Here is a 21,405-nt window from a genome sequence, read left to right as displayed (position 1 = left end):
AGAGTTGCAAAATGCTGGGGTGAATATGGATAGCTTATCCGCTTGTAGAAATTCAATTAGCTTAGCGGTGCAGCTGCTCTGTAAAGATACAAGGACTGGCAGCCATAGCTGCCCATAGAACAACAATTAGCCTGCGGGTAACAGTTGTTCTATGGATAGTATACATGGTTCCACAAGCAGGATAAAGCTTACGGCTTAGATCTGCTGGGAAGGACGGTTGCTTGCTTGCAATAGCGCTTCATTGCGATGGATCAGCTCACGGCGGATAGCGGCGCTGCCAAGAGAACGCAATGGGTCGGACGGTGTATTGAAGGTGTAGTCTTCTAGACGGGCAATGGTGGTCGTCGCTACGTGGATACGGGTATCACTGGACGCGTAGTATATGAAGACTTCATCTCGTTCATTAACGACTGCCCCATTGCAGAAAATAACATTCGAAACATCACCCACGCGTTCCTCATCATAAGGAGCCAGGAAATGCCCGCCAGGCTTGGCAATGACACGCGTAGGGTCTTCCAGACTGGTGGCAAAGGTATACAGCACATATCGCAGCCCGGCGGCTGTATTGCGTACCCCGTGAGCGATATGAATCCAGCCGCGACTCGTTTTGATCGGAGCAGGACCTTGCCCGTTCTTGACTTCGTATACCGTATGATAGTAGCGCTCGTCAATGACTGTCTCATGTTCAATCACGGGCTGCGTAATATCTTTGCAGAGACCGAACGCAATGCCTCCGCCTGAGCCTGTGGAAATAAACCCATCTTGGGGACGAGTATAGAAGGCATATTGACCGTCCACAAATTCGGGGTGCAGGACAACGTTGCGTTGCTGCGGGGACTGGGTAGTGATGTTGGGAAGCCGGGTCCATGTGCGGAGATCACGAGTGCGGACCAGTCCAGCCTGAGCGACAGCGCTGGAGGTATCGTGGGCTGGCGCGTCAGGGTCCTTTTTCTCCGAGCAATAAATACCGTAAATCCAGCCGTCCTCATGCTTCACCAGCCGCATATCGTACATATTGGTTTCATCCGGGTCGATATCATCCCATACTAAGGGAGCATCAATGAACCGAAACTGATCAATGCCGTTATCGCTCTCTGCCAAGGCAAAAAACGACTTTCGATCCAGTCCCTCGGTGCGTGAAACAAGGATGTATTTTCCTTCATGATAGATCGCTCCAGGATTCAATGCCGCATTCACGCCCAGTCGTTCCATGAAAAAGGGGTTGGTTTGTGCATCCAGGTCAAACCGCCAGTGAATGGGAACATGATGGCGTGTGAGCACCGGATAGAGGTAGCGTTCATAGATACCATTGTAAAAGGAGGTTTTAACCTCATTGGGGCGCGTAATCAGTTCTTCTTGCTGCAACAGCAGCTCATTGTATTTGCTATGAATCATTGTTTTTCCATCCTTTCCAGCATTTCAATGCAAAATCGGCTGTTATGATATGGGCACTTCCAAGGGCCTGCAATCTCTCTCGCATCAGGCCTACCGTCGGCTTGAACTGACCAGAACCATTCGCCTCCGGCGCGCGGATCGATGATATATTGCCGGGTATAGGTCCATAGATTTCGCACAATGTGCAAAAATCGTTCATCCTGTGTCCGCTGAAATGCGTTGTAAAAGCCAACCATTGCTTCGGCCTGTACCCACCAGATACGTGAAGTGTCTACCCGCTCTCCCTCACGCTCGTTGATGAGCGATCCGTCTGGTTGAATAGCCCGCTCAGCTACCGCACTGGCAATATCCACCACCATGTTCACATACTCGGATGGATGATAACCCAGTACATTCATTGCGTCCTCCATCAACCAGCTGGCTTCGATGTCGTGACCATATGAGGTCAGATCGAGCAGTGAACGCCATTCGCGGTCGAAGAAGACTCCCAAACGCCGGGCGGAAGCATCGTAAACACGGTGGTGTAAAATGTCCAGCACGTTCTTCAGTGCGTCCCGAACCTCTTCGTTTGGGTAGGCGCGCAGCAATTGGGTATACGCTTCCAAAACATGAATATGCGTATTCATGGTAATATGCGCGGTAACTCCATTTTCGCTGAGTAGCTCATTAGGCTGCGCGTTCCACGAACGATCATATTGTTCACCGTATGCTTGTAGAGCAGGATCATACCCCTTTTGTTCCACCAGATGAAACAGTTCCATTGCCAGTGGCAATGCATTCGGGTCATCCGTAGCTCGTGCATATTCTGCCAGCGCATAGATGGCAAATGCCTGCGCATATATATGCTTGCACGTATCCACAGGCTGCCCCGTGTAGTTCACCATCCAGTACATTCCTCCATGTAACGGGTCAAGCAGGTGATCTTGCAGAAATGTAAAGGCATGTCGTGCCGCGTCTGCATAGGCGCGTTCCCCAGTTACACGGGCTGCTGCTGAGAAAGACCAAAGTAGTCGCGCAGTGGCGATGCCACCTTTGTCCGCTTGTTTATGGATGTGCAGATCCACGTCTACCTCTCCATAAAATCCGCCATGCGCTTCATCTTTCAAGCCTAACCAGAATGGGAGTATGTGTTCCTTCCATTCCTGTCTAATTTCGTGTACTAGTGTTTCCAAGAGACAAAGCCTCCTTCGGAAAATTATTTATTAGTTTATCGTTAACCTTACAGAAGTATCATATCTAGGTGTTTTTAAACTGTCAACCATGCTAGAATCGTGTTTTTTACAAGAAGAGGACCACGATATTTTACAAAAAAATATTGTAATTGACACAGTAAGCGCTAACATAATAAAATGATTTTGTTAGTTTAACGATAACCTTATTAAAAACAACAGGAGGGGTCGTCTCATGAAGTTGTCCAAGGTTTTGATGTCATTACTATCCGTGCTTTTGATAGCGGGGCTGTTTACTGGCTGTAGCTCAAAGAGGGATACGCCAGCTGCCGGTTCTGATCCGAAGGGTCCGGAAGGGGAAATTACGGTGATCACACAGCGGACAGATATTGTAGATACCGTATTTCAGGATTACGCCAAGGAATTTAACAAACTTTATCCGAACGTGAAGGTCAATTTTCAGGCATTGGCCGATTATGATGGTCAAATTAAAATTCGGATGGGAACCCGGGATTACGGAGATGTGTTGCTGATTCCTGGCAGCATTCCGATTGAGGAGCTTCCTAATTTTTTTGAGCCACTAGGTACTTATGACGAGATGAAAAACAAGTATACCGGCATTGAAGAACGTACAGTGGATGGTAACAGCTACGGTATTCCGATTGCGATGGTTTACTCTGGCGTGATTTATAACAAAAAAGTGTTCAAGGAAGCAGGGATCACACAAATTCCTAAAACACCGGATCAATTCCTGAAAGCGTTACAGCAAATTAAGGACAAAACCAAGGCAGTGCCGCTGTTTACGAACTATGCCTCTGGTTGGGCACTGACCCAGTGGGAGTCTAGCCTGGCGACAGTAGCGGGTACGAAGGAATACGTGAATGTGACACAACCGAATTCGGATGATAATTTCACGAAGGGTCAGCCCCACTATGAGCTGTACAAGGTCCTGTACGATGCGGCTAAAAATGGTCTGATTGAAAAAGATCCAACGACTACGGATTGGGAGACCTCCAAGGCGGATCTTGCACAAGGCAAAATCGGTACGATGGTGCTTGGCTCTTGGGCGATTGATCAGATCAAAAGCGTAGCTTCTAACAAGGATGATATCGGTTTTATGCCTTTCCCGACGAATGCCTCCAAGGTACTTGTACCGCTGGCAGGTGACTTTAACCTCGCTATTAACGTAAACAGTGAAAATAAAGAGGCGGCCCGTGCCTGGGTGGATTGGTTTACCGAAAAGTCCAACTATGCCGTAGAGCAGGCAGGCAGCATTAGTCCGCTGAAGGGTGCCGCAATGCCTGCCATTTTGAAGCAGTACGAGAATGAGGGCGTTGCTTTTGAAGCGCTGACTCCGTCTCCGAAGGGGCAGGAAGGAATTGTCGATAAAATCGATAAAATGGGAGAAATCGGCTTGTGGCAGCCTGATTTCAAGAAACGCATTATTGAGGCAGCGGTGGGTAATCGCCCGGAATCGTATGACACCATTATGAAGGATCTGAACGATGCATGGGTGAAGGCGCGTGCTGAAGTGGCAGCCAAGGAAGCAAAATAGCCATCTGAACTGACCATAAGAAGAGATTGACGTGGCAGTTGATGGACGGATAGCCAGGAGGTGCAGCATGTTTAAATTTTCGAATCTCAGCTACTCCAAACAAAGATTAGCGATTATTGTTGCCTTTTCATTTATTCCGCTGGCGCTGCTGGTCACTTTTGCATACTTGCCGGTGATCAATATGTTTAAATACAGCTTTTCGGACTGGAACGGCTATAGTAAGCGTCTGGAATATGTGGGTTTTGAAAACTATATCAAAATCTTTACCGACCCCGAGTATTTCTCGGTGTTTAAGGTCAGTCTGTATTACTTTGTAGCCACGTTTGTACAGATGGGTTTGGCCCTTTATTTTGCAACCATTCTCAGCTTTCAAACCTGGTTTAAAAATTTCTTTAAAGGCATTTTGTTCTTTCCTTCCCTGATGAACGGGGTGGCGATTGGTTTTATTTTTCTATTCTTTTTTAAACCGGACGGTACCCTCGATACTCTGCTTCAGGCAGTGGGGCTGGGTTCGTATGTCAAGCTGTGGCTGGGCAACCCGGAGATTATTAATATTTCGCTGGCTGGTACGTCGATCTGGAGATACATGGGCTTTAACTTTATTGTGTTTCTAGGTGCGATTTCTTCTATATCCAGTGATCTGTATGAAGCAGCCGATATCGACGGAGCCAACCGCTGGCATCAGTTCCGCTCTATCATTTTGCCGACCATCAAGCGAATTTTGCAGCTGAACCTGATCCTGGCAATTAGCGGTGCGATCAGTGCATTCGATATTCCTTACATTATGACCGGTGGCTCCAACGGTAGTAAAACGTTCGTCATTCAGACGATTGATGTGGCATTCAAATACAGCAAGGTTGGTTTGGCCTCGGCGATGGCGGTTGTTCTGCTGTTGATCGTAATTGCTGTTACGTTGCTTCAGCGGTTGCTGATTCGGGGGGAGGAGGACTAATCATGTATAAGCTAAAAAGATTGCTGGCAAACAGCATCAAGTATGCCGCGCTATTGCTAGGTGCGTTCATTGCTCTACTGCCGATTGTTGTGATTTTGTTTGCATCTTTGAAGACGAAGGCTGAATATACCGCAAGCAGTCCTCTGACTCCCCCGGTGAACTGGCTGAACTGGGCGAACTACGCCAAAGCCTTTGTGGATGGAAATATGCTAACCGGATTTTTGAACACAGCCTTTATTTTGCTGATCTCCATCATCGGGGCTACGTTGACCGGTTCCATGATCGCGTATATTTTGAATCGTTTTAAATTTAAAGGTAAAAGTCTCATGCTGGGTGCGTTCTTGCTCGCCACGCTCATTCCGGGGGTGACGACACAGGTATCGACATTCCAGATCATTAACAAACTGGAGCTGTTTAACACACCTTGGGCAGCTATTTTACTGTATTTGGGAACCGATATTATTGCGGTGTATATTTTCCTTCAGTTTCTGGATTCCATCGCAGTGGCGCTGGATGAGTCGGCCATGTTGGATGGGGCTTCCTATCTGACCATCTACTGGCGCATTATTTTGCCGCTGCTGAAGCCTGCCATTGTGACGGTAATCATCATCAAGGGTGTTAATATTTACAATGATTTTTACACCCCGTTCCTGTATATGCCCAAAACAAGTCTTCAGGTTATATCGACGGCACTGTTTAAGTTTAAAGGGCCATACGGATCGCAATGGGAGGTCATTAGTGCAGGCATCATCATTGCGATTATTCCGACGCTGGTTGCGTTTTTATCATTACAAAAGTATATCTATAACGGATTTGCACAGGGTTCAGTCAAATAGAAAGATCAAAAAAATAAAGTGTTTAGGTGAGAGGAGAGTCAAGTATGAGTAAATTGAATGTGGATTTGGATGTAGGTAACGTACGAATTGTAGGAGATAGCCTGTCGAAAATGCCGTGGCAGGATAAGCCCGAAGGTAGCGAGGCTCCGGTGTGGAGGCATACTGAAAACCCGGTCATTGGACGGAATCCGGTACCCGGCATTGCCCGTATTTTCAACAGTGCAGTAGCTCCGTATGAAGGACGGTTTGTAGGAATATTTCGTGCTGAAACGATTAATGGACGTCCGCATTTGCATCTCGGCTGGAGTGACGATGGGCTGGCTTGGGACATTGAGACAGAGCGTCTGCATTTGGTCGATGAGGAAGGGAATGAGTATCAGCCTAATTATGCTTACGATCCGCGTCTGGTTCGAGTGGAAGATACGTATTATATCATCTGGTGCACAGATTTTTATGGAGCAGCGCTGGGGATCGCACAAACGAAGGATTTCAAAAGCTTTGTGCGATTGGAAAATCCGTTCTTGCCGTTTAATCGCAACGGAGTGCTGTTACCTCGCAAGCTAAATGGAAACTTTATGTTGCTATCCCGTCCGAGTGACAGTGGTCATACGCCATTTGGGGATATTTTCCTTAGCGAAAGTCCTGACTTGGTTTATTGGGGCAAGCACCGTCATGTAATGAGCAAGGGAGGTCAGGGCTGGTGGCAATCGGTGAAGATTGGCGGTGGACCAGCACCGATTGAGACGACTGAGGGCTGGCTGATGTTCTACCACGGGGTGACAGGCACGTGCAATGGATTGGTATACAGCATGGGCGTAGCCGTTCTTGATCTGGATGATCCGTCCAAAGTTAAATATCGTTCCTCCAATTTCGTGTTGACCCCGGAGGAATGGTACGAAGAGCGTGGCTTTGTGCCGAATGTGGTGTTCCCGTGTGCTACACTGCATGATGCGGACACCGGCAGAATTGCAATTTATTATGGAGCCGCTGATACGTATGTAGGTATCGCATACACGACAGTATCTGACATTATGGAGTATGTCATCGCAACGGATGAAGTAGTCGCAGATGACCGTGAGTCAGGCCGGATGTAGGAGGGAATTTACATGCCGGAGGATATGTCTTTACAGCAGCTACAATCCTATATGGGAAGTAATCCGAAGCCGCAGGATTTTGATAAGTATTGGGAACGGGCGCTGCAAGAACTGGAACGACAGCCACTTGAATATACACTGGAGCCTGCCGATTTTGTCTCTCCGCTGGTGGAGTGTTACCATCTGTATTTTACTGGAGTGGGCGGGGCAAGGGTACATGGGAAGCTGGCTCGTCCCAAGCATCTTACGGAACAAGGTCCAGCCTTGGCGATGTTCCATGGGTATTCCTGCGATAGTGGCGACTGGTTCGACAAGGTGAGCTATGCGGCACACGGATTCACTGTGCTGGCTATGGATTGCCGAGGGCAAGGCGGACTGTCCGAGGACAATTTGCAGGTTCAGGGGACGACAGTTCGCGGCCATATTATCCGCGGGATTGACGACCCGGACCCGGATCGGTTGTATTACCGCAACGTATTTTTGGATACGGTACAGACGGTGCGCATTCTAATGTCTATGGAGCAGGTTGACCCTGAACGGATCGGTGCATTTGGCTGCTCCCAAGGCGGGGCACTAACGGTTGCCTGTGCTGCATTGGAGCCGCGTGTCCGTGTGGCGGTCCCGGTATATCCGTTCCTGTCGGATTATAAAAGAGCTTGGGCGCTGGATGCAACGACATCGGCCTATGAGGAACTGGTTTATTATTTTCGCTGGTTTGATCCCAATCATGTACGTGAGAGCGAAGTGTTTCACCGCTTAGGCTACATCGACATTCAACATTTAGCAGACCGTATTCGAGGACGGGTGCTATTCGTGACAGGGCTATCCGATGTGATTTGCCCACCTTCCACACAGTTCGCAGTGTACAATAAAATCGTATCGGACAAGGAATTGCTTGTGTATCACGAATATGGTCATGAGTATTTACCCTATCTGTCAGATCGTGCCATGAGTGAATTTTTGCGGCTGTAGGGGTTGAACTTAACCAGAGGCTCCTTTATAGTAATAGCTATAACCTTCGTGAAGCGTAATAAATGAATGCCCCATTTGTATAACCTCAATAATATGGTTTGAGGGTCTCTACCAGGAACCGATAAATCCTGATTACAAAAAGTGTACGTCTTGTACATTTCTTGTGGTCAGGATTTTTTTGCGTGATGCGAGGGAATTACATGACAGCAAAGGAGCTAATGTAATGAACTTCAAAGTAGTTATTTTAACCATTGCGACCTTTACGGTAGGTCTGGTGGAGTTGATTATTGGTGGCGTGCTGCCCCAGATTGCACAGGATTTGAATGTCTCTGTAAGCACGGCAGGACAGCTTATCATGATCTATGCGCTTGTGTACGCTATTGCCGGGCCGACTTTGTTGGCGTTGACCGCCAAAATTGAACGAAAACGACTGTATTTGTGGTCGATGTTTATCTTTATCCTGGGAAGTCTGCTGGCTTTCTGGAGTCCGAACTATGCTGTGTTGTTTATATCTCGTATCGTTACTGCTGCCAGTGGGTCGTTGATCGTGACATTGTCACTAACCATTGCGGTTAAAGTGGTGTCCAAAGCTTATCAGGCCCGCGTTCTCGGTGTGATCTCCATGGGGGTCAGTTCCTCTATCGTGCTAGGCATCCCAGCCGGGGTGCTGATTGGAAATGCGTTTGGCTGGCGGGTGCTATTTCTGATTATTGCCTTGTTGACCGTAGTTTCTATGATCATTATGAACTTGTTTATGGAACGGATTCCAACGGAACATGTTGTGCCTATGCGTGAGCAGTTGAAGTCCTTGAAAAATGTTAAAGTAATCAGCGCCCATCTGGTTACTACGCTGACACTGGCGGGACACTACACGTTGTATGCGTATTTCACACCGTTTTTGGAAAACCTGATGGGTTTGAACGCCTCGTGGGTGAGTGTGGCCTATTTCGTCTTTGGGCTGGCGGCAGTGAGTGGAGGTTTTATTGGCGGTTCTTTGGCCGATCGATTCGGCACAGCGAAAAGCATTCTCATTGTCGTAGGTGTGTTTATCGCTGTGATGTTCCTGCTGCCGTTCTCGATTCACTCGATGTATGTGTTTGTGCCGCTTCTGATCATCTGGGGAATCCTGAGCTGGGCCTTGTCGCCCCCAATGCAAAGTTATCTTATTGAAAATGCACCCGAATCAGGCAGTATTCAGCAAAGCTTTAATTTCTCTGCACTCCAGGTCGGGATCGCCCTCGGTTCTGCCTTGGGAGGGGTAGTGATTGATAATAGTACTTCTGTTGCCACGAACGCCTGGGTGGGCGGGGCATTTGTGATTGTTGCTTTTGTCTGCGGCGTATTTTCGATTACGAGAGCGGGGACATCGCAGACAGTCAGAGGACACCACTCCGTCTCATAGCCCAGTAGGATATTTCCTCCTTTTATTATTCGAAAAAACATGTTATACTACTTCCAATTATGAAGAAGGGGGTGAGGTAGGTGAATCACGAGATGCTGAACAACCGTATTAGCCAGCTGCCGATTGCTATGGCTGGCATTGTTCATGCTTTTCCATACAACGGGAGAAGTCTGTCCAATTTTAATCATACGGTTGTAAGCATCGCGAGAAGACGCCTACCTTAACTCGAACGGATTGCTGTACCTTCCGAAGAGTCGCGGGCTTGCTCCTGCGGCTCTTTTTGTGTTACCTGGGTAAGGGTCTTCCTAAATAAAGGAGAGCCTGAACATGTATATTGTAAACGGTCAACAATTGAAAAAATACCACGCTGCCAATCTGATTTTAGATGGTGTAACGTTTGATATCCATAAGGGAGAAAAAGTGGGGCTCATCGGCCGCAACGGAAGCGGTAAAACCACCCTTTTACGTCTGATTGCACGTTTGTCCCGCCCGGATGAAGGGCAGCTTGTCATTGCCAAAGATACGAAAATCGGCTACTTGCCGCAAATCCCTGCGGAGTTTGAGAGCTTCACCGTATACGAAACGCTGGCTTACGCCTATCGTGAACTGAAGGATTGCCGCAATCAGATGAGCACGCTCGAACGGGAAATGTCAGATCCGGTTGTGGCAGCGAATCCGGAGCTGTTGGAGAAAATGCTGCAAACGTATGCTTCCCTACAGGAGCAGTTTGAGCGTAACGGCGGCTATGAAATGGATGCAAATATGGATCAGGTAGCGGATGGGCTAGGTATTCCCAAAGCTATGTATACGCGCAACTTCGGATCACTGTCAGGCGGAGAAAAAACCAAAATAGCACTGGCATCACAGCTCATTGGACGGCCGGATTTGCTGCTGCTGGATGAGCCAACCAACCATCTGGATTTGAAAGGGCTGGAATGGCTAGAGCAATTTTTGCAGAGCTACACCGGGGCCTGTGTGGTTGTATCCCATGATCGCTATTTTCTGGATCGAGTTGCTGGCAAGATGATCGAACTGGAGGATGGCGAGGCCTTTACGTACTATACGAATTACAGCGGCTACGTTAAGGAAAAGGAAGAACGTCTGCTGCTGCAATTTGAGGATTATAAGGAACAGCAAAAGCGGATCAAAAAGATGAAGGAGACCATTCGGCGTTTGGAAGAGTGGGGGCGCAATGGCGACAACGAAAAGTTCTTCAAAAAGGCAGCCTCAATCCGCAAGGCGCTGGAGCGCATGGAATTGGTGAAGCGGCCTGTACTGGACCCGCAGGGAGCGGAGTTTAACTTAAGACTGGAGGATCGTTCCGGTCGCCGGGTGCTTCAGTTTGAAGAAATCGCCAAAGCCTATGGAGAACGTCAGATATTAAACGGGGCTACGGGTAGCCTAGAATTCGGTGAAAAGGTAGCCTTGTTAGGCGATAATGGCGCGGGCAAAACGACGCTGCTCAAGCTGTTGCTTGGTCAGGAAAGCGTAGATGCAGGCACGGTCCAATGGGGCGCGCGCGTCGAGTACGGATATTTGGCGCAGCAAGAGAGAGAACGGGATAGCCGGGCGACGGTGCTTGCTTACTTCAAGGAGGAAGCAGGGCTGGAAGAAGGCGAGGCGCGCGGGCAGCTGGCGAAGTATTTATTTTATGGTGCGGATGTGTTTAAACCCGTGAGCATGCTGTCCGGTGGGGAGTGGTCCCGCTTAAGGCTGGCGCTGCTGGTTATGAAAAAGCCGAATTTGTTGGTGCTGGATGAGCCGACGAACCATCTGGACATCGATTCCCGTGAGGCCTTGGAGGAAGCGCTGGACACCTACACGGGAACGGTGTTGGCGATTTCACATGACCGCTACTTTGTGAACAAGCTGGCTGAGCGCGTGTGGGAGCTGGAGAACGGGCAGCTGTTCTTTTATCTGGGCGGCTTCGATGAATACCGCGCGAAGAAGCGGGAGCTGGAAAACGCTCGCTTGCAACATGGGGCGGATGCAGGGGGACGATCGGCATCTGCAAGTAGAGCCGCATCTGGTGGCGGCTCAGGCTCGGGCCTAGCTATGCCTGCTGGCGCAGCGAGCAATGATGCGGGAATGGCTTCGCGGACAGGAGCGACCACCGGAGCCGATGCGAGCCGTGCTCGCTCCGGGTCGGCAGGTCAATTGGGGGCGCCTGATGCCCGGAGTGGGGCACGCGGAGCGAAGGCCGCGAAGCCATCCCGCTCGCCCGCTGCGTCCCGCGAGCGCTTGGAGCGGGCGATTGCCGCCAAGGAAGCAGAATTGGCGGCGACAGATGCCGAGCTGGAGCTGCTCGGTACTGGTAGTGACACGGCGCGCATGGCGGAGCTGTGGGACGTGCGTGAGCAGCTGCAAGCGGAGCTGGACACGTTGCTCGGCGAGTGGATTGAACTAGAGTAAGTGATAGGCTGGTTGCTGAAGATAGGCAAACGTATATTTTATAAAGGATAGCCCTGAGGTAGCACGCCTACTGAAGGGCTATTTTTGTATAGTAAAGAGAATGAGAGAGTGGCAATAGAATAACCATATATTAAAATAAATTGGTATTAATGATTTTTTATATTTTTATTTTACATATAAAGTAATTCGTTTACATTTCGCAACATATGATACTTTCTAATTTGTGCACGCGATGTTAACCAATATTAAATGGGCTTATCCATATTAATATCATGCCTATCAATTATACGATGGAGGGAACGATATGTCGGACTTCTTGCTGGAGGTCAATCAGGTAACAAAAAAAATGGGGAAAAGAAATTTATTAAATAATATTTCATTCAAGCTTCAGAAAGGGAAGATTTATGGATTCATCGGACCCAATGGAGCGGGCAAAACAACAATGATGCGTATTATGACTGGATTAATGAAGCCAACCAGCGGCTCTGTACAGATAGCTTCATATAATGTACATACGGACCGGGAAAAAGCGCTGTCCAAGGTGGGGGCCATTATTGAATCTCCGGTCTTTTTTGATTATATGACAGGCAGGCAGGTTTTACGTAATTTATCACGCCTGCACTCTGAAATTGCATCCTCAGATCGGGAGGCACATATCGAAGAGTTGCTTACAAAGGTGAGATTAGAAACGCGGGGCGACGACAAGGTAAAAACCTATTCGCTTGGAATGAAGCAAAGACTAGGTATTGCACAGTCCATGCTGGGTACTCCGGAGCTTTTGTTGTTGGATGAACCGTCTAATGGTCTTGATCCCATGGGGATGAGAGAACTGCGTGATATTGTGCTTGGTTTGCGTAACTCGGCCAATTATGCCTTTTTTATCTCCAGTCATCTGCTGGACGAATTGCAACAGATGTGCGATGAACTTATCGTAATTAAAGAGGGCAGGCTAGTTTGGCAGGGGCCTACTGATCAGCTGATAAAGGAGGGCCAACGTCTGGAGGATGCCTTTATGGGGTTAATGGGATTATGAAGCGATTGATACACAGTGAATTCGAACGATTGTGGAAGCGAAAGTGGTTCTGGCTTATGGTTTTATGCACACCTGTGCTAGCCTATTCGACAGGATTATATTATTTGCGTACTCGGAATGTTCCAATAGAGGTGCTACACCAGAATTTTATCGTCACCAGTCTGCAGGAGAATTTATATTTATTTTGCAACAGTGCTGTGGCTGCTTTAGCTGCTGCTGTGTTTACTGAGGAATTTCAAAGTGGACGGCTGCGGCTATTATTCATGCGTCGATTTACCCGTGGTCAGATTTTTTGGAGCAAGCTGCTGGTTTTGAATGTTTCTATCTTACTTCTTCTCATTATATATGCCTTATCCTCACAGGTGATCGTTGAAGTATGGAAATTTTCATATGATTTAAGTGATATAGGTCTGTCTGGAGTTCGATTGCTGCGCATCCTTGAATACTATGGCTGGGCATTTGCTTCTCTATTAGCTATAAGTTCCTTGTATTGCTTTTTTGCTATGTATAGCAAGAGTGTTACATATGCTATTGGTATTTGCATGGTATACAATTTGGCTTCTCTGTTATTTGATCCGCTGTATCTAAAATTGGCATCCTTTGTTTCTCATGTTCCATACCTATATGATGTGGTCACATTTATGATTATTCCATATCTGCAACATACGGGATTGAATAATTCTTTAATCGGAAGTTTATCTGTGAACGGGGCCATCATTACCGTTGTAAGTGTATATCTTGTCTTGTTTACATGGGGGGCATATCGCCGCTTTGTAGCCGATGATTATTTGTGTTAGGGGGATTGCTTGATGCTGGGAATTTGGCACAGTGAAATGGAACGAATTTGGAAGCGGAAGTCCACTTATTCGTTGTACGTAGCCTATATATTAATAATTGTAGCGATTATATGGAGTTATAAAATGACGGGAACAAAGATCTTCCGTTTTGGTGAAGGAACCATGCTCGTCAACAATTTAAATCTGCCATGGCTGATGATGAGTGAGGTTGCTTTATTTCTAACTTTGGCGATGTTGCCTATCCTGTATGTGGATCAGTTGAGTGGTGATCTTTATTCAGGGGCGTATAGGCTCTACATGTTGCGTCCGTACCGTCGTTTGCAGTTTTGGCTTGCCAAGATGCTCGCACTATCGGTCACGACGGTCATTTTCGTTGGGACAGGTTTGTTTATAAGCGTGATTGCAGGATGGTTTCTTTTCCCGCATAGCTCTACTTTCTTAAAATATGGTGCATCAACACCTTCTACCTCATCTGATACCATAACCTACATACTCGCATTTTATCTCATACTGTTTATCGTTTGTTTGGTGAAGCTCATGTTGAGCAGTGCCGTATGCTTATTTATATCTCGACCCCTGTTTGCTTATTTATCAATTCTGGTTTTATCTGCATTTCTCTTTAAATTGTCTAGACCGCTCATTATGTTAATGGACCCGTTTCGGGAAATATTACTTGCTCTAAGGGTCCAAAATTCATTTGAATTTTGGGTGTGTACAGGGGGAATGTTGGTGGTGTGCATTATTATTAGTTGTGTACGGTGGCAAAAACGAATTTTTTAACATAGATTTTGCAGTTGACACTATACAAATAAAAAAGATCCAAGCGACCGTTTGAAGGTTAGCTGGATCTTTTTTTATACGAACGGTGTTGGACCTCGTGGCGGTAATTGCTTCCACTGTATCGTTTCTTTTCTGCAAGGGACGGGTATTAATTGTCTAGTCCCGCATAGATTGACATAGGGGAAAAGGAGGTATGAGCATGTGGAATGGGGTCAAAAGACTGTCTACACTAGCGGCGATCCTGCTGCTAGTGATCATTGTAAGCGCATGCAATAGGAGTGACAATTCAGGCAAGGTACAAATTGAGTTTTTCCAAAACAAGCCGGAGGCCAAGGGTTCGTTCGATAAGCTGATCGCTCAATTCAATCAGGAACATCCCGGTATTGAAGTGACACAGGTCAATCCGCCAGAGGCAGAAACGGTGTTATTGACCCGGGTTGTCAAAAACGATGTACCTGACATTGTGGGACTTGGGGCCACGGATACCTACTCCATTTTGGCACAGAGCGGTATTTTTACGGATCTCGCGAATACAGAATTGCCACGTACGGTGGACCCGATTTACCTCAAAATGCTTAAGGATGTGACTGGGGTCGATCCTGTGTATGGAATTCCTTATGCTGCGAATGCGAATGGTGTGATGTATAACAAGACACTTTTTAAGGAAATGGGAATACAGGTGCCCAAAACGTGGGATGAACTGATTGCAACGGCGCAAAAGATCAAGGCTGCTGGTAAAATCCCATTTTATTTTACATATAAAGATGATTGGCAAACGAACCTTCCTTTTAATGCACTGGGTCCGAATTTGGTGGGCATTGATTTTTTCCTGCAACGGCGTGAGAATCAGGTCACCTTTCAGGACAAGTACCGCGAGGTTGCGGAAAAGCAGCTGGAGCTACTGAAATACGGACATAGTGATAATTTTGGCAAAAACTATGCTGACGGTAATCGTGCTTTCGCTAACGGGCAGGGACTGATGTACATTCAGGGCTCGTGGGCTATATCTGAAATTCGCAAGGCTAACCCGAAAGTGGAACTCGGATTTTTCCCGTTACCCTCAGGGAATGACGCAAAGGCGGTCAAGCTGGTGTCTGGTATAGATACGCTATTGGCCGTTTCGGAAGGCACGCCGCATAAAAAGGAGGCGAAGGAGTTCATTGCCTTCTTATTAAAACCGGAGAACAGCAAGCAATACATTACGGAACAAACATTATTTTCAGCGGTGAAGGGAGTCACGCAGGATGACCCGAGTGTGACAGAGCTGCTGCCGTATTTTAAATCAGGCCGTGTCATTGATTTTGCCGATCATTATATTCCCAAAGCGGTCCAATTGAATTCAATTGTACAGGCGTTCCTGCAAAACGGAGACATCGATGCCTATCTAGCCAAGCTCGACCGGGAGTGGAATAAGGTAGCTAACCGCCGATAGGGGAGGAGGACGAGACATGAATAAGCGACTAACGACTTTTTACTGGATGACGGTGCCGGCGGTGCTATTATTTTTTATATTTTTGACCTTACCTGCCTTGCAGGGATTTTATTACTCGCTCACCAATTGGAACGGATTTGGCCATCAGTATCACTTTGTCGGGTTTAAGAACTATATTAATTTGTTTCAGGACGACAATGTGGGCAATGCTTACTGGTTTACTTTCAAATTTGCGATTGTGGTTACCATTGCGATTAATATTCTCAGCTTGCTGATTGCCATAGGGCTAAACGCTAAAATACGTTTTCGTAATTTCTTTCGCGGGATTTATTTCTTACCTAATATTTTGAGCGTGTTGATCGTAGGTTACATATTCAATTACCTGTTCTCGAACGTGTTTACGATCTGGGGACAGAACTTAGGTATTGGCTCACTATCGACGAACATCTTAGGCAGTGAGCAGTTGGCTTGGGTAGGAGTGGTCATTGTAGCTGTATGGCAGGGCATCGCCTTTAATACGGTTCTCTATCTGGCAGGGCTACAAACGATTCCGACCAGTCTGTATGAGGCATCCAATCTGGATGGTGCAGGTAAATGGCGTGAATTCTGGAGCATTACCTTTCCGTTGATTGCTCCGTTTTTTACGATCAATATGGTATTGGCGATGAAAAATTCCCTGATGGTATTTGATCAGATCGTGGCCTTGACGAACGGCGGACCGGGACGGGCCACGCAGTCGATTTCCCATCTGATATACACCGGGGGCTTTAGAGGTGGGGAATTTGCATATCAGTCGGCTAACTCTGTGATTTACTTTATTGTGATCGCGATCATTTCCATCTTACAGCTGCGATTCCTCCAGAGAAGGGAGATGGACAACTGATGAAAACAAGCAGACGTACCAACTGGCCTGTGCTGATTCTGGTAGCGTTGGGGACAATATTTATCCTGTTTCCCCTCTATATGACGGTGACGATTGCACTTAAAAATCCCGAGCAGATGGCGCATTCCGCCTTTGCCTTTCCGACGGAGCTGCATTGGGAAAATTTTAGTCGTGCAGTGGAAATGACCAACTTTTTCAGTGCTTTTCAGAATAGTGTGATGGTGACAACATCGACAGTTATCCTCACTTTGCTCACCAATTCCATGGTTGCTTATGCCATTGCTCGTAATATGCAGCGGCATTTCTTCAAGGGGTTATATTTTTACTTTGTGAGCGCCATGTTCATTCCGTTCCCGATCATCATGCTGCCGATTGTGAAGCTGGCCTCGGGCCTCCATATGACCAATCTGTTGGGTCTTATCGTGCTGCATACGGTATATGGCTTGGCGTTTAATGTCTTCGTGTATGTCGGTTATATTCGCTCCATACCGGTGGCATTGGAAGAGGCAGCTACGGTAGATGGCGCGACGACATGGGGGACATTTTGGCGCATTATATTTCCGCTGATGGCGCCGATTAGTGCTACGGTGGGGATCCTCACTTGTCTGTCCACATATAATGACTTTTTACTGCCGCTCATTATTATCAGCGATGCGGAACAATATACACTGCCGCTCGTTCAGTATGTATTTCAGGGACAGTTCAATACGGATTTTAATCTGGCCTTTGCCTCGTACCTGATGGCCTTGCTGCCGATGATTATCGTCTACCTGATTGCACAAAAATGGATTATCAATGGTGTTACGCAAGGTTCTGTGAAGTAAAGCTGAGCTACAACAGCTTCACGCAGACTGTGCCTTATTAGGCAAATAAAAAGGGGGCTCCTATACTGCGAATCACACAGGTATAGAAAACCCTCTTTTTATAGCATTGTTATTTAGATACTTTGCTGTTGCTTGTCAGTGGCTGCAAGGGTACGGTCGTCTCTGCTTCCGGGTCGTCTGTTGTATAGTAGAACATATAAATAGAAGCTTCCTTTCCCTTGAAGTTCTTGTAGACATCCACTGCCTTATTATTGCCATCTCCGGCGAAGTTGGCCGTGATCGGCTTGCCAATAATCCTTTCTTCCCCCAGGCCAATATGCGTCTGGTTAATCCCCCCAAAGTGAGTGTCCTCACTTTCGGTTTCTACGAACAAGTCCGAGCCTTGCTTGTAGTAGGTCCACTTCACAGGATAGCCACCGATTTGCGTCGTTAGCGTCTGTTTTTGCTCAGAAATATCAGCTAAACGCTGTGGCGTTTTGTCATCCGAATGGGTCGTAACCTTGTATTTGCCTGTAAAAGTAATGGGAGTGTCCTTGGTAATCACAAGATTGGCCGGTCGCTCAAAACGGATCGTGTTCAGATCGTGTTCCTGATCAGGTGAAGACCAACGGCTACCCTCTAACGTTGTACCGTTCACAGAAAGAAAATATTTTTGATAAGGTAACATGGCGAATTTCTCCTTGCTTCTGATCGTGACACGGATTTGTGTCGGTGTGACAATCATTTGTTCCAGCATAAAATTCGGATTGCCGTTCTCTAATGGGGTATTCAGCACGCTTTTTATTGTACCGCTCTCCATTTTCTTCTTGCTTAACTGCAGGTCAAAATTTAGGGGCTCATGTATACTTTTCTCGGTTTGTGCATATTGCAGTTTAAAAGTAGTTTGCCCTTCTGGTATATCCTCTTTAGTAAAATACTGCTGGGCTGTGTATTCTCCGTTCTCACCGGGTGTACCAAATGTCCCTCCAGATTGAGGATTCACAGGCTTCCCATCTTTGTAGGCAATAATTTGTGGATTGTCCCATTCCTTTGGTATGGACGAATCGAAGGTAATTGCTGAGGACAGCATCAGCTTGTCCTTACCTTGTTCAAATACTTGTACCTTCATATTTTGTAAGCCGTTACGATCCAGTTTGAAAGTCTGCGTCTGAGGTGATTTGATATCGAGCGGCAAATCCAGTTCCTGAACGCTGGTGAGCTCTATATGATCTACGGCCAGCCGCGCGTTCTCTGTTTCTTGCTGCGGTGTCCAATCACTTTCAAAGTAACCGTTATAGCGTTGATTTTTCTCGTCCCATTGCTGAAAGCTATACTCCCCTTCGCTGCTTTTCCCCGCAGCATTTTTAAGTGATACGCCTTTGACATTCCAAAACTCGTTGTCTGCCCGTTTTCCGACCTCCAAGCTGTACAGAATCACGGTCCGGTTCTCATCGACAATAGCGGTATGCAACGTCAGCTTTATCCCGTCTCTGGTGACAGACTGTTCTAAAGGCTGTCCAAGGTTTTGAGCTAAAGCCGTCTCAATTCCACTTCTTCCGTGCAGCAGATTGTCCCAGTTATAATGGATGGCGGCATAGACGGGAACGGCAACGAGAAGTGCGCTCAGGGAAGCAGCGATAGCTATTTTGCGCCAATTTCTATGTCGGTGCGGAGTGAATGAATCGAAAGTGTCGGTTAGCGTAGGGGCAGTATGCCCTGTCTGTTCCATCCGGTTCCACATCTCATCGAAGTCAGGATAGGCCATTTTCGAATCATCATTTAACTTGTGCTTCAATGCCTTTTCTATGTTGTTCATAGTTCTCTCCTTCCAGCTCGGGAATCTGTGCGCCAGCCTCCCGCAGTATTTGTTCCATTAACTTTAGCCCTTTGTGTGTCCTGGATTTGACGGTTCCCAGCGGAATTTCCAGCAGTTTGGATATTTCTGCAAGCGTGAAATCATGCATATAGCGAAGTGTCAGCACAGCGCGGATTTTGGCCGGTAGGCGATTCATATAAACAGCCCATTCCTCAGCCGACTCGCGTTCCTCCACCTGCCTGTCCACAGGCTTGTTTTCTGTTCCAGTAAAAAGATGGGGATTGGCCGATACTTTCAGATGCAGGCTTTTTCGGCGTTTAAGATGGTTCAGACAATGATTGACCGTAACTTTCATAATCCAGGCTTTTAGTTGCTCGATGTGCTCACGATTGCTGCGAAACAAGGTAATAAACACTTCCTGTGTTAAATCCTCCGCATCCGAGGCGTTATGGACCATGTAGTAGCAGGTTCGATATACATCCCGCTGATACAGATCAAACAGTTCTCGATTACTCTCCAAAGACGGTTCTCCTTTCTCGTGCAGTTTACCTATATAACAACTGGAGTCCCCAAAAGGTTCATTTGGTTGTGAAAAATAGATCGTACGCTCTGAATGTGTCCACTTTTTCTCCAATGTACCACACAAAAAAAGAAGCCTGTAAATCTCAAAACTGCAGATTTACAGGCTTCTTATAGGTTTCATTGCTAGACCCTACGGGATGAACACACCTTCGCGTAAAAACCCGTCAACGAATAGCTTATGGACAACCTTCCGCTTAATCAGCCAGCCGTACAATCGTTCTACCCTGTGAGCGGGCTGCCAGGATGTCTTCAAGCGCGCTTGGCAGGTCACCCAAGCCAATTTCGCGCTCAACGAGCTGTTCTAGCTGTTTCGGCTTCCAGTCACTGCCGAGGTGTTTCCAGATCGCTACGCGGGTATCATAGGGGCAGAAGACAGAGTCTATGCCCAGTAGATTTACGCCGCGCAAAATAAACGGCAGCACCGTCGTAGGCAGCTTGGTGCCTGCCGTCAGGCCGCTCACGGCAACAGAGCCGTTGTAGGCGATCTGGCTGAGCAACGAAGCGAGCGGCTTTCCGCCTACAGGGTCTACAGCCGCTTGCCAAAGCTGCTTGGCTAGCGGTCGGATGCTCTCGGCACCGTCGTAAACCTCCTCACGCGAAATAACATCGGCTGCTCCGAGCGCCCTGAGGTAATCATGCGAATCAGCCTTGCCACTGCTGGCTACGACATGATAGCCCTTCTTGTGCAGCAAGGCAATGGCTGCACCGCCTACGCCACCCGTCGCACCGGTGACGAGCACCTTACCCTTCTCCGGCGCAACGTCGTTTTGCTCCAGCCGATATAACGACAGGGCTGCGGTGAATCCGGCTGTCCCAAAAATCATCGCCTCTCTCAGCGTGAGTCCGTCGGAAAGCGGAACCACCCAGTCCGCAGGCACACGCGCATATTGGCTGAATCCTCCGAAATGAGACACACCCAGCCCGTACCCGGTAACGAGTACCGCTTGTCCTTCGCTAAAACGGCTATCCTCCGAAGAGACGACGGTTCCCGAGCAATCTATGCCGGGTACGAACGGATAGGATTTGACAATATTGCCATCCTTGCGGGCGGCAAGCCCGTCTTTATAATTGATGCTGGAATAAGCGACACGAATCAATACTTCTCCAGCAGGTAAACTGTCAGTTTTCAAAGAACGTACTTCTGCTTGAACCTCTCCGTCCTGCGTCTGATCGACGACAAGGGCTTGAAATGATTGAGTCATCTGTAAAAGCCTCCTTTATTACCGTTTAAGTCTATGAATGACCTATATAATCCATTTCCAGCTTACAAATTATGCTTAGGAAGCATACAACAATCTGCACAACCTGTCAGCGGCAATGCTCACAAGCTCTTAATCTATTATACCCTTTAGCTCATAACGACGTCGAAAAGTCCAGATTCCTAATACAATCTTGCAACATCCTGTTTCAATAAAGTTCGATAATCAATTATAAGAAGGTGATAAATGAATTCTTACGTATTTTTCAAATCATTTTACGTAAACGGGATGTA

19 protein-coding genes and 1 riboswitch are annotated in these 21,405 nt (G+C 47.3%); of the genes, 14 read left to right on the top strand and 5 right to left on the bottom strand.

Going from position 1 to position 21,405, the window contains the following annotated elements:
• Positions 1 to 195: 195 nt before the first annotated feature.
• Together PPM_RS25075 and PPM_RS25070 are read right to left on the bottom strand one after the other, a co-directional pair.
• A complete protein-coding gene (locus tag PPM_RS25075) occupies positions 196 to 1,395 on the bottom strand; it encodes a glycosidase (RefSeq protein ID WP_013373638.1) in 1,200 nt (399 codons plus the stop codon).
• Positions 1,392 to 2,567 carry an AGE family epimerase/isomerase gene (locus PPM_RS25070; RefSeq protein WP_016324878.1) on the bottom strand — a complete coding sequence of 392 codons (1,176 nt, stop codon included), beginning with the start codon at positions 2,565 to 2,567 and terminating at the stop codon, positions 1,392 to 1,394. Before PPM_RS25070 ends, PPM_RS25075 begins: the two co-directional genes overlap by 4 nt.
• Before the next feature lie 232 nt (positions 2,568 to 2,799).
• Between PPM_RS25070 and PPM_RS25065 the strand changes: the two genes are divergently transcribed.
• The 14 genes from PPM_RS25065 to PPM_RS25005 all read left to right on the top strand — a co-directional run bounded on the left by PPM_RS25065 (position 2,800) and on the right by PPM_RS25005 (position 17,536).
• A complete protein-coding gene (locus PPM_RS25065) occupies positions 2,800 to 4,119 on the top strand; it encodes an ABC transporter substrate-binding protein (RefSeq protein ID WP_013373636.1) in 1,320 nt (439 codons plus the stop codon).
• A 67-nt stretch (positions 4,120 to 4,186) separates the two neighbouring features.
• Positions 4,187 to 5,071, top strand: coding sequence for a carbohydrate ABC transporter permease (locus PPM_RS25060; protein WP_013373635.1), 885 nt, complete (start codon positions 4,187 to 4,189; stop codon positions 5,069 to 5,071).
• Between the two features lie 2 nt (positions 5,072 to 5,073).
• Positions 5,074 to 5,907, top strand: a complete 834-nt coding sequence (locus PPM_RS25055; protein ID WP_013373634.1) for a carbohydrate ABC transporter permease — start codon at positions 5,074 to 5,076, stop codon at positions 5,905 to 5,907.
• 44 nt (positions 5,908 to 5,951) lie between these two features.
• Positions 5,952 to 7,001 (top strand): glycoside hydrolase family 130 protein, encoded by a 1,050-nt coding sequence (locus PPM_RS25050; protein WP_013373633.1) that lies wholly within the window; start codon positions 5,952 to 5,954, stop codon positions 6,999 to 7,001.
• A 12-nt stretch (positions 7,002 to 7,013) separates the two neighbouring features.
• Positions 7,014 to 7,973, top strand: coding sequence for an acetylxylan esterase (locus tag PPM_RS25045; RefSeq protein ID WP_013373632.1), 960 nt, complete (start codon positions 7,014 to 7,016; stop codon positions 7,971 to 7,973).
• A 55-nt stretch (positions 7,974 to 8,028) separates the two neighbouring features.
• A riboswitch (purine riboswitch) is annotated at positions 8,029 to 8,128 on the top strand.
• Between the two features lie 68 nt (positions 8,129 to 8,196).
• Positions 8,197 to 9,375 (top strand): MFS transporter, encoded by a 1,179-nt coding sequence (locus tag PPM_RS25040; protein WP_013373631.1) that lies wholly within the window; start codon positions 8,197 to 8,199, stop codon positions 9,373 to 9,375.
• An 80-nt stretch (positions 9,376 to 9,455) separates the two neighbouring features.
• Positions 9,456 to 9,599 carry an RAxF-45 family protein gene (locus tag PPM_RS29725; RefSeq protein ID WP_173364591.1) on the top strand — a complete coding sequence of 48 codons (144 nt, stop codon included), beginning with the start codon at positions 9,456 to 9,458 and terminating at the stop codon, positions 9,597 to 9,599.
• A gap of 103 nt (positions 9,600 to 9,702) precedes the next feature.
• Complete coding sequence (gene abc-f, locus PPM_RS25035) at positions 9,703 to 11,787, top strand: ribosomal protection-like ABC-F family protein (RefSeq protein ID WP_013373629.1); 2,085 nt, start codon at positions 9,703 to 9,705, stop codon at positions 11,785 to 11,787.
• 304 nt (positions 11,788 to 12,091) lie between these two features.
• Complete coding sequence (locus PPM_RS25030; RefSeq protein ID WP_013373628.1) at positions 12,092 to 12,820, top strand: ABC transporter ATP-binding protein; 729 nt, start codon at positions 12,092 to 12,094, stop codon at positions 12,818 to 12,820.
• Positions 12,817 to 13,617, top strand: coding sequence for an ABC transporter permease (locus PPM_RS25025; RefSeq protein WP_013373627.1), 801 nt, complete (start codon positions 12,817 to 12,819; stop codon positions 13,615 to 13,617). The genes PPM_RS25030 and PPM_RS25025 overlap by 4 nt, the downstream gene beginning before the upstream one ends.
• Positions 13,618 to 13,629: 12 nt before the next feature.
• The gene (locus tag PPM_RS25020; RefSeq protein WP_013373626.1) at positions 13,630 to 14,397 is read left to right on the top strand and encodes a hypothetical protein; all 768 of its coding nucleotides are present in this window, start codon (positions 13,630 to 13,632) and stop codon (positions 14,395 to 14,397) included.
• A gap of 199 nt (positions 14,398 to 14,596) precedes the next feature.
• Entirely contained in the window at positions 14,597 to 15,829 is a 1,233-nt protein-coding gene (locus PPM_RS25015; RefSeq protein WP_013373625.1) for an ABC transporter substrate-binding protein, read from the top strand.
• A gap of 16 nt (positions 15,830 to 15,845) precedes the next feature.
• Positions 15,846 to 16,712 carry a carbohydrate ABC transporter permease gene (locus PPM_RS25010; RefSeq protein ID WP_013373624.1) on the top strand — a complete coding sequence of 289 codons (867 nt, stop codon included), beginning with the start codon at positions 15,846 to 15,848 and terminating at the stop codon, positions 16,710 to 16,712.
• Entirely contained in the window at positions 16,712 to 17,536 is an 825-nt protein-coding gene (locus PPM_RS25005; RefSeq protein ID WP_013373623.1) for a carbohydrate ABC transporter permease, read from the top strand. Before PPM_RS25010 ends, PPM_RS25005 begins: the two co-directional genes overlap by 1 nt.
• 109 nt (positions 17,537 to 17,645) lie before the next feature.
• Here the strand turns inward: PPM_RS25005 and PPM_RS25000 are convergent, their stop codons facing one another.
• The 3 genes from PPM_RS25000 to PPM_RS24990 form a co-directional block, all read right to left on the bottom strand.
• The gene (locus PPM_RS25000) at positions 17,646 to 19,331 is read right to left on the bottom strand and encodes a DUF4179 domain-containing protein (protein WP_013373622.1); all 1,686 of its coding nucleotides are present in this window, start codon (positions 19,329 to 19,331) and stop codon (positions 17,646 to 17,648) included.
• Positions 19,291 to 19,851 carry an RNA polymerase sigma factor gene (locus tag PPM_RS24995; protein ID WP_013373621.1) on the bottom strand — a complete coding sequence of 187 codons (561 nt, stop codon included), beginning with the start codon at positions 19,849 to 19,851 and terminating at the stop codon, positions 19,291 to 19,293. The genes PPM_RS25000 and PPM_RS24995 overlap by 41 nt, the downstream gene beginning before the upstream one ends.
• A gap of 256 nt (positions 19,852 to 20,107) precedes the next feature.
• Positions 20,108 to 21,115, bottom strand: a complete 1,008-nt coding sequence (locus tag PPM_RS24990) for an acryloyl-CoA reductase (protein ID WP_013373620.1) — start codon at positions 21,113 to 21,115, stop codon at positions 20,108 to 20,110.
• Between the last annotated feature and the right edge of the window lie 290 nt (positions 21,116 to 21,405).

This window comes from Paenibacillus polymyxa M1 (assembly GCF_000237325.1).
GTDB classification, from domain to species: Bacteria; Bacillota; Bacilli; order Paenibacillales; family Paenibacillaceae; genus Paenibacillus; species Paenibacillus polymyxa_C.
Note: the sequence above shows the minus strand (reverse complement) of the source record. Positions and strands in the feature narration are given on the sequence as shown.

Bases quoted from the DNA above. Each gene is read 5' to 3' on its own strand.
- PPM_RS25075 (WP_013373638.1), bottom strand. From the start codon at position 1,395: ATGATTCATAGCAAATACAATGAGCTGCTGTTGCAGCAAGAAGAACTG.
- PPM_RS25065 (WP_013373636.1), top strand. From the start codon at position 2,800: ATGAAGTTGTCCAAGGTTTTGATGTCATTACTATCCGTGCTTTTGATA.
- PPM_RS25060 (WP_013373635.1), top strand. From the start codon at position 4,187: ATGTTTAAATTTTCGAATCTCAGCTACTCCAAACAAAGATTAGCGATT.
- PPM_RS25055 (WP_013373634.1), top strand. From the start codon at position 5,074: ATGTATAAGCTAAAAAGATTGCTGGCAAACAGCATCAAGTATGCCGCG.
- PPM_RS25050 (WP_013373633.1), top strand. From the start codon at position 5,952: ATGAGTAAATTGAATGTGGATTTGGATGTAGGTAACGTACGAATTGTA.
- PPM_RS25045 (WP_013373632.1), top strand. From the start codon at position 7,014: ATGCCGGAGGATATGTCTTTACAGCAGCTACAATCCTATATGGGAAGT.
- PPM_RS25040 (WP_013373631.1), top strand. From the start codon at position 8,197: ATGAACTTCAAAGTAGTTATTTTAACCATTGCGACCTTTACGGTAGGT.
- abc-f (WP_013373629.1), top strand. From the start codon at position 9,703: ATGTATATTGTAAACGGTCAACAATTGAAAAAATACCACGCTGCCAAT.
- PPM_RS25030 (WP_013373628.1), top strand. From the start codon at position 12,092: ATGTCGGACTTCTTGCTGGAGGTCAATCAGGTAACAAAAAAAATGGGG.
- PPM_RS25025 (WP_013373627.1), top strand. From the start codon at position 12,817: ATGAAGCGATTGATACACAGTGAATTCGAACGATTGTGGAAGCGAAAG.
- PPM_RS25020 (WP_013373626.1), top strand. From the start codon at position 13,630: ATGCTGGGAATTTGGCACAGTGAAATGGAACGAATTTGGAAGCGGAAG.
- PPM_RS25015 (WP_013373625.1), top strand. From the start codon at position 14,597: ATGTGGAATGGGGTCAAAAGACTGTCTACACTAGCGGCGATCCTGCTG.
- PPM_RS25010 (WP_013373624.1), top strand. From the start codon at position 15,846: ATGAATAAGCGACTAACGACTTTTTACTGGATGACGGTGCCGGCGGTG.
- PPM_RS25005 (WP_013373623.1), top strand. From the start codon at position 16,712: ATGAAAACAAGCAGACGTACCAACTGGCCTGTGCTGATTCTGGTAGCG.
- PPM_RS25000 (WP_013373622.1), bottom strand. From the start codon at position 19,331: ATGAACAACATAGAAAAGGCATTGAAGCACAAGTTAAATGATGATTCG.
- PPM_RS24990 (WP_013373620.1), bottom strand. From the start codon at position 21,115: ATGACTCAATCATTTCAAGCCCTTGTCGTCGATCAGACGCAGGACGGA.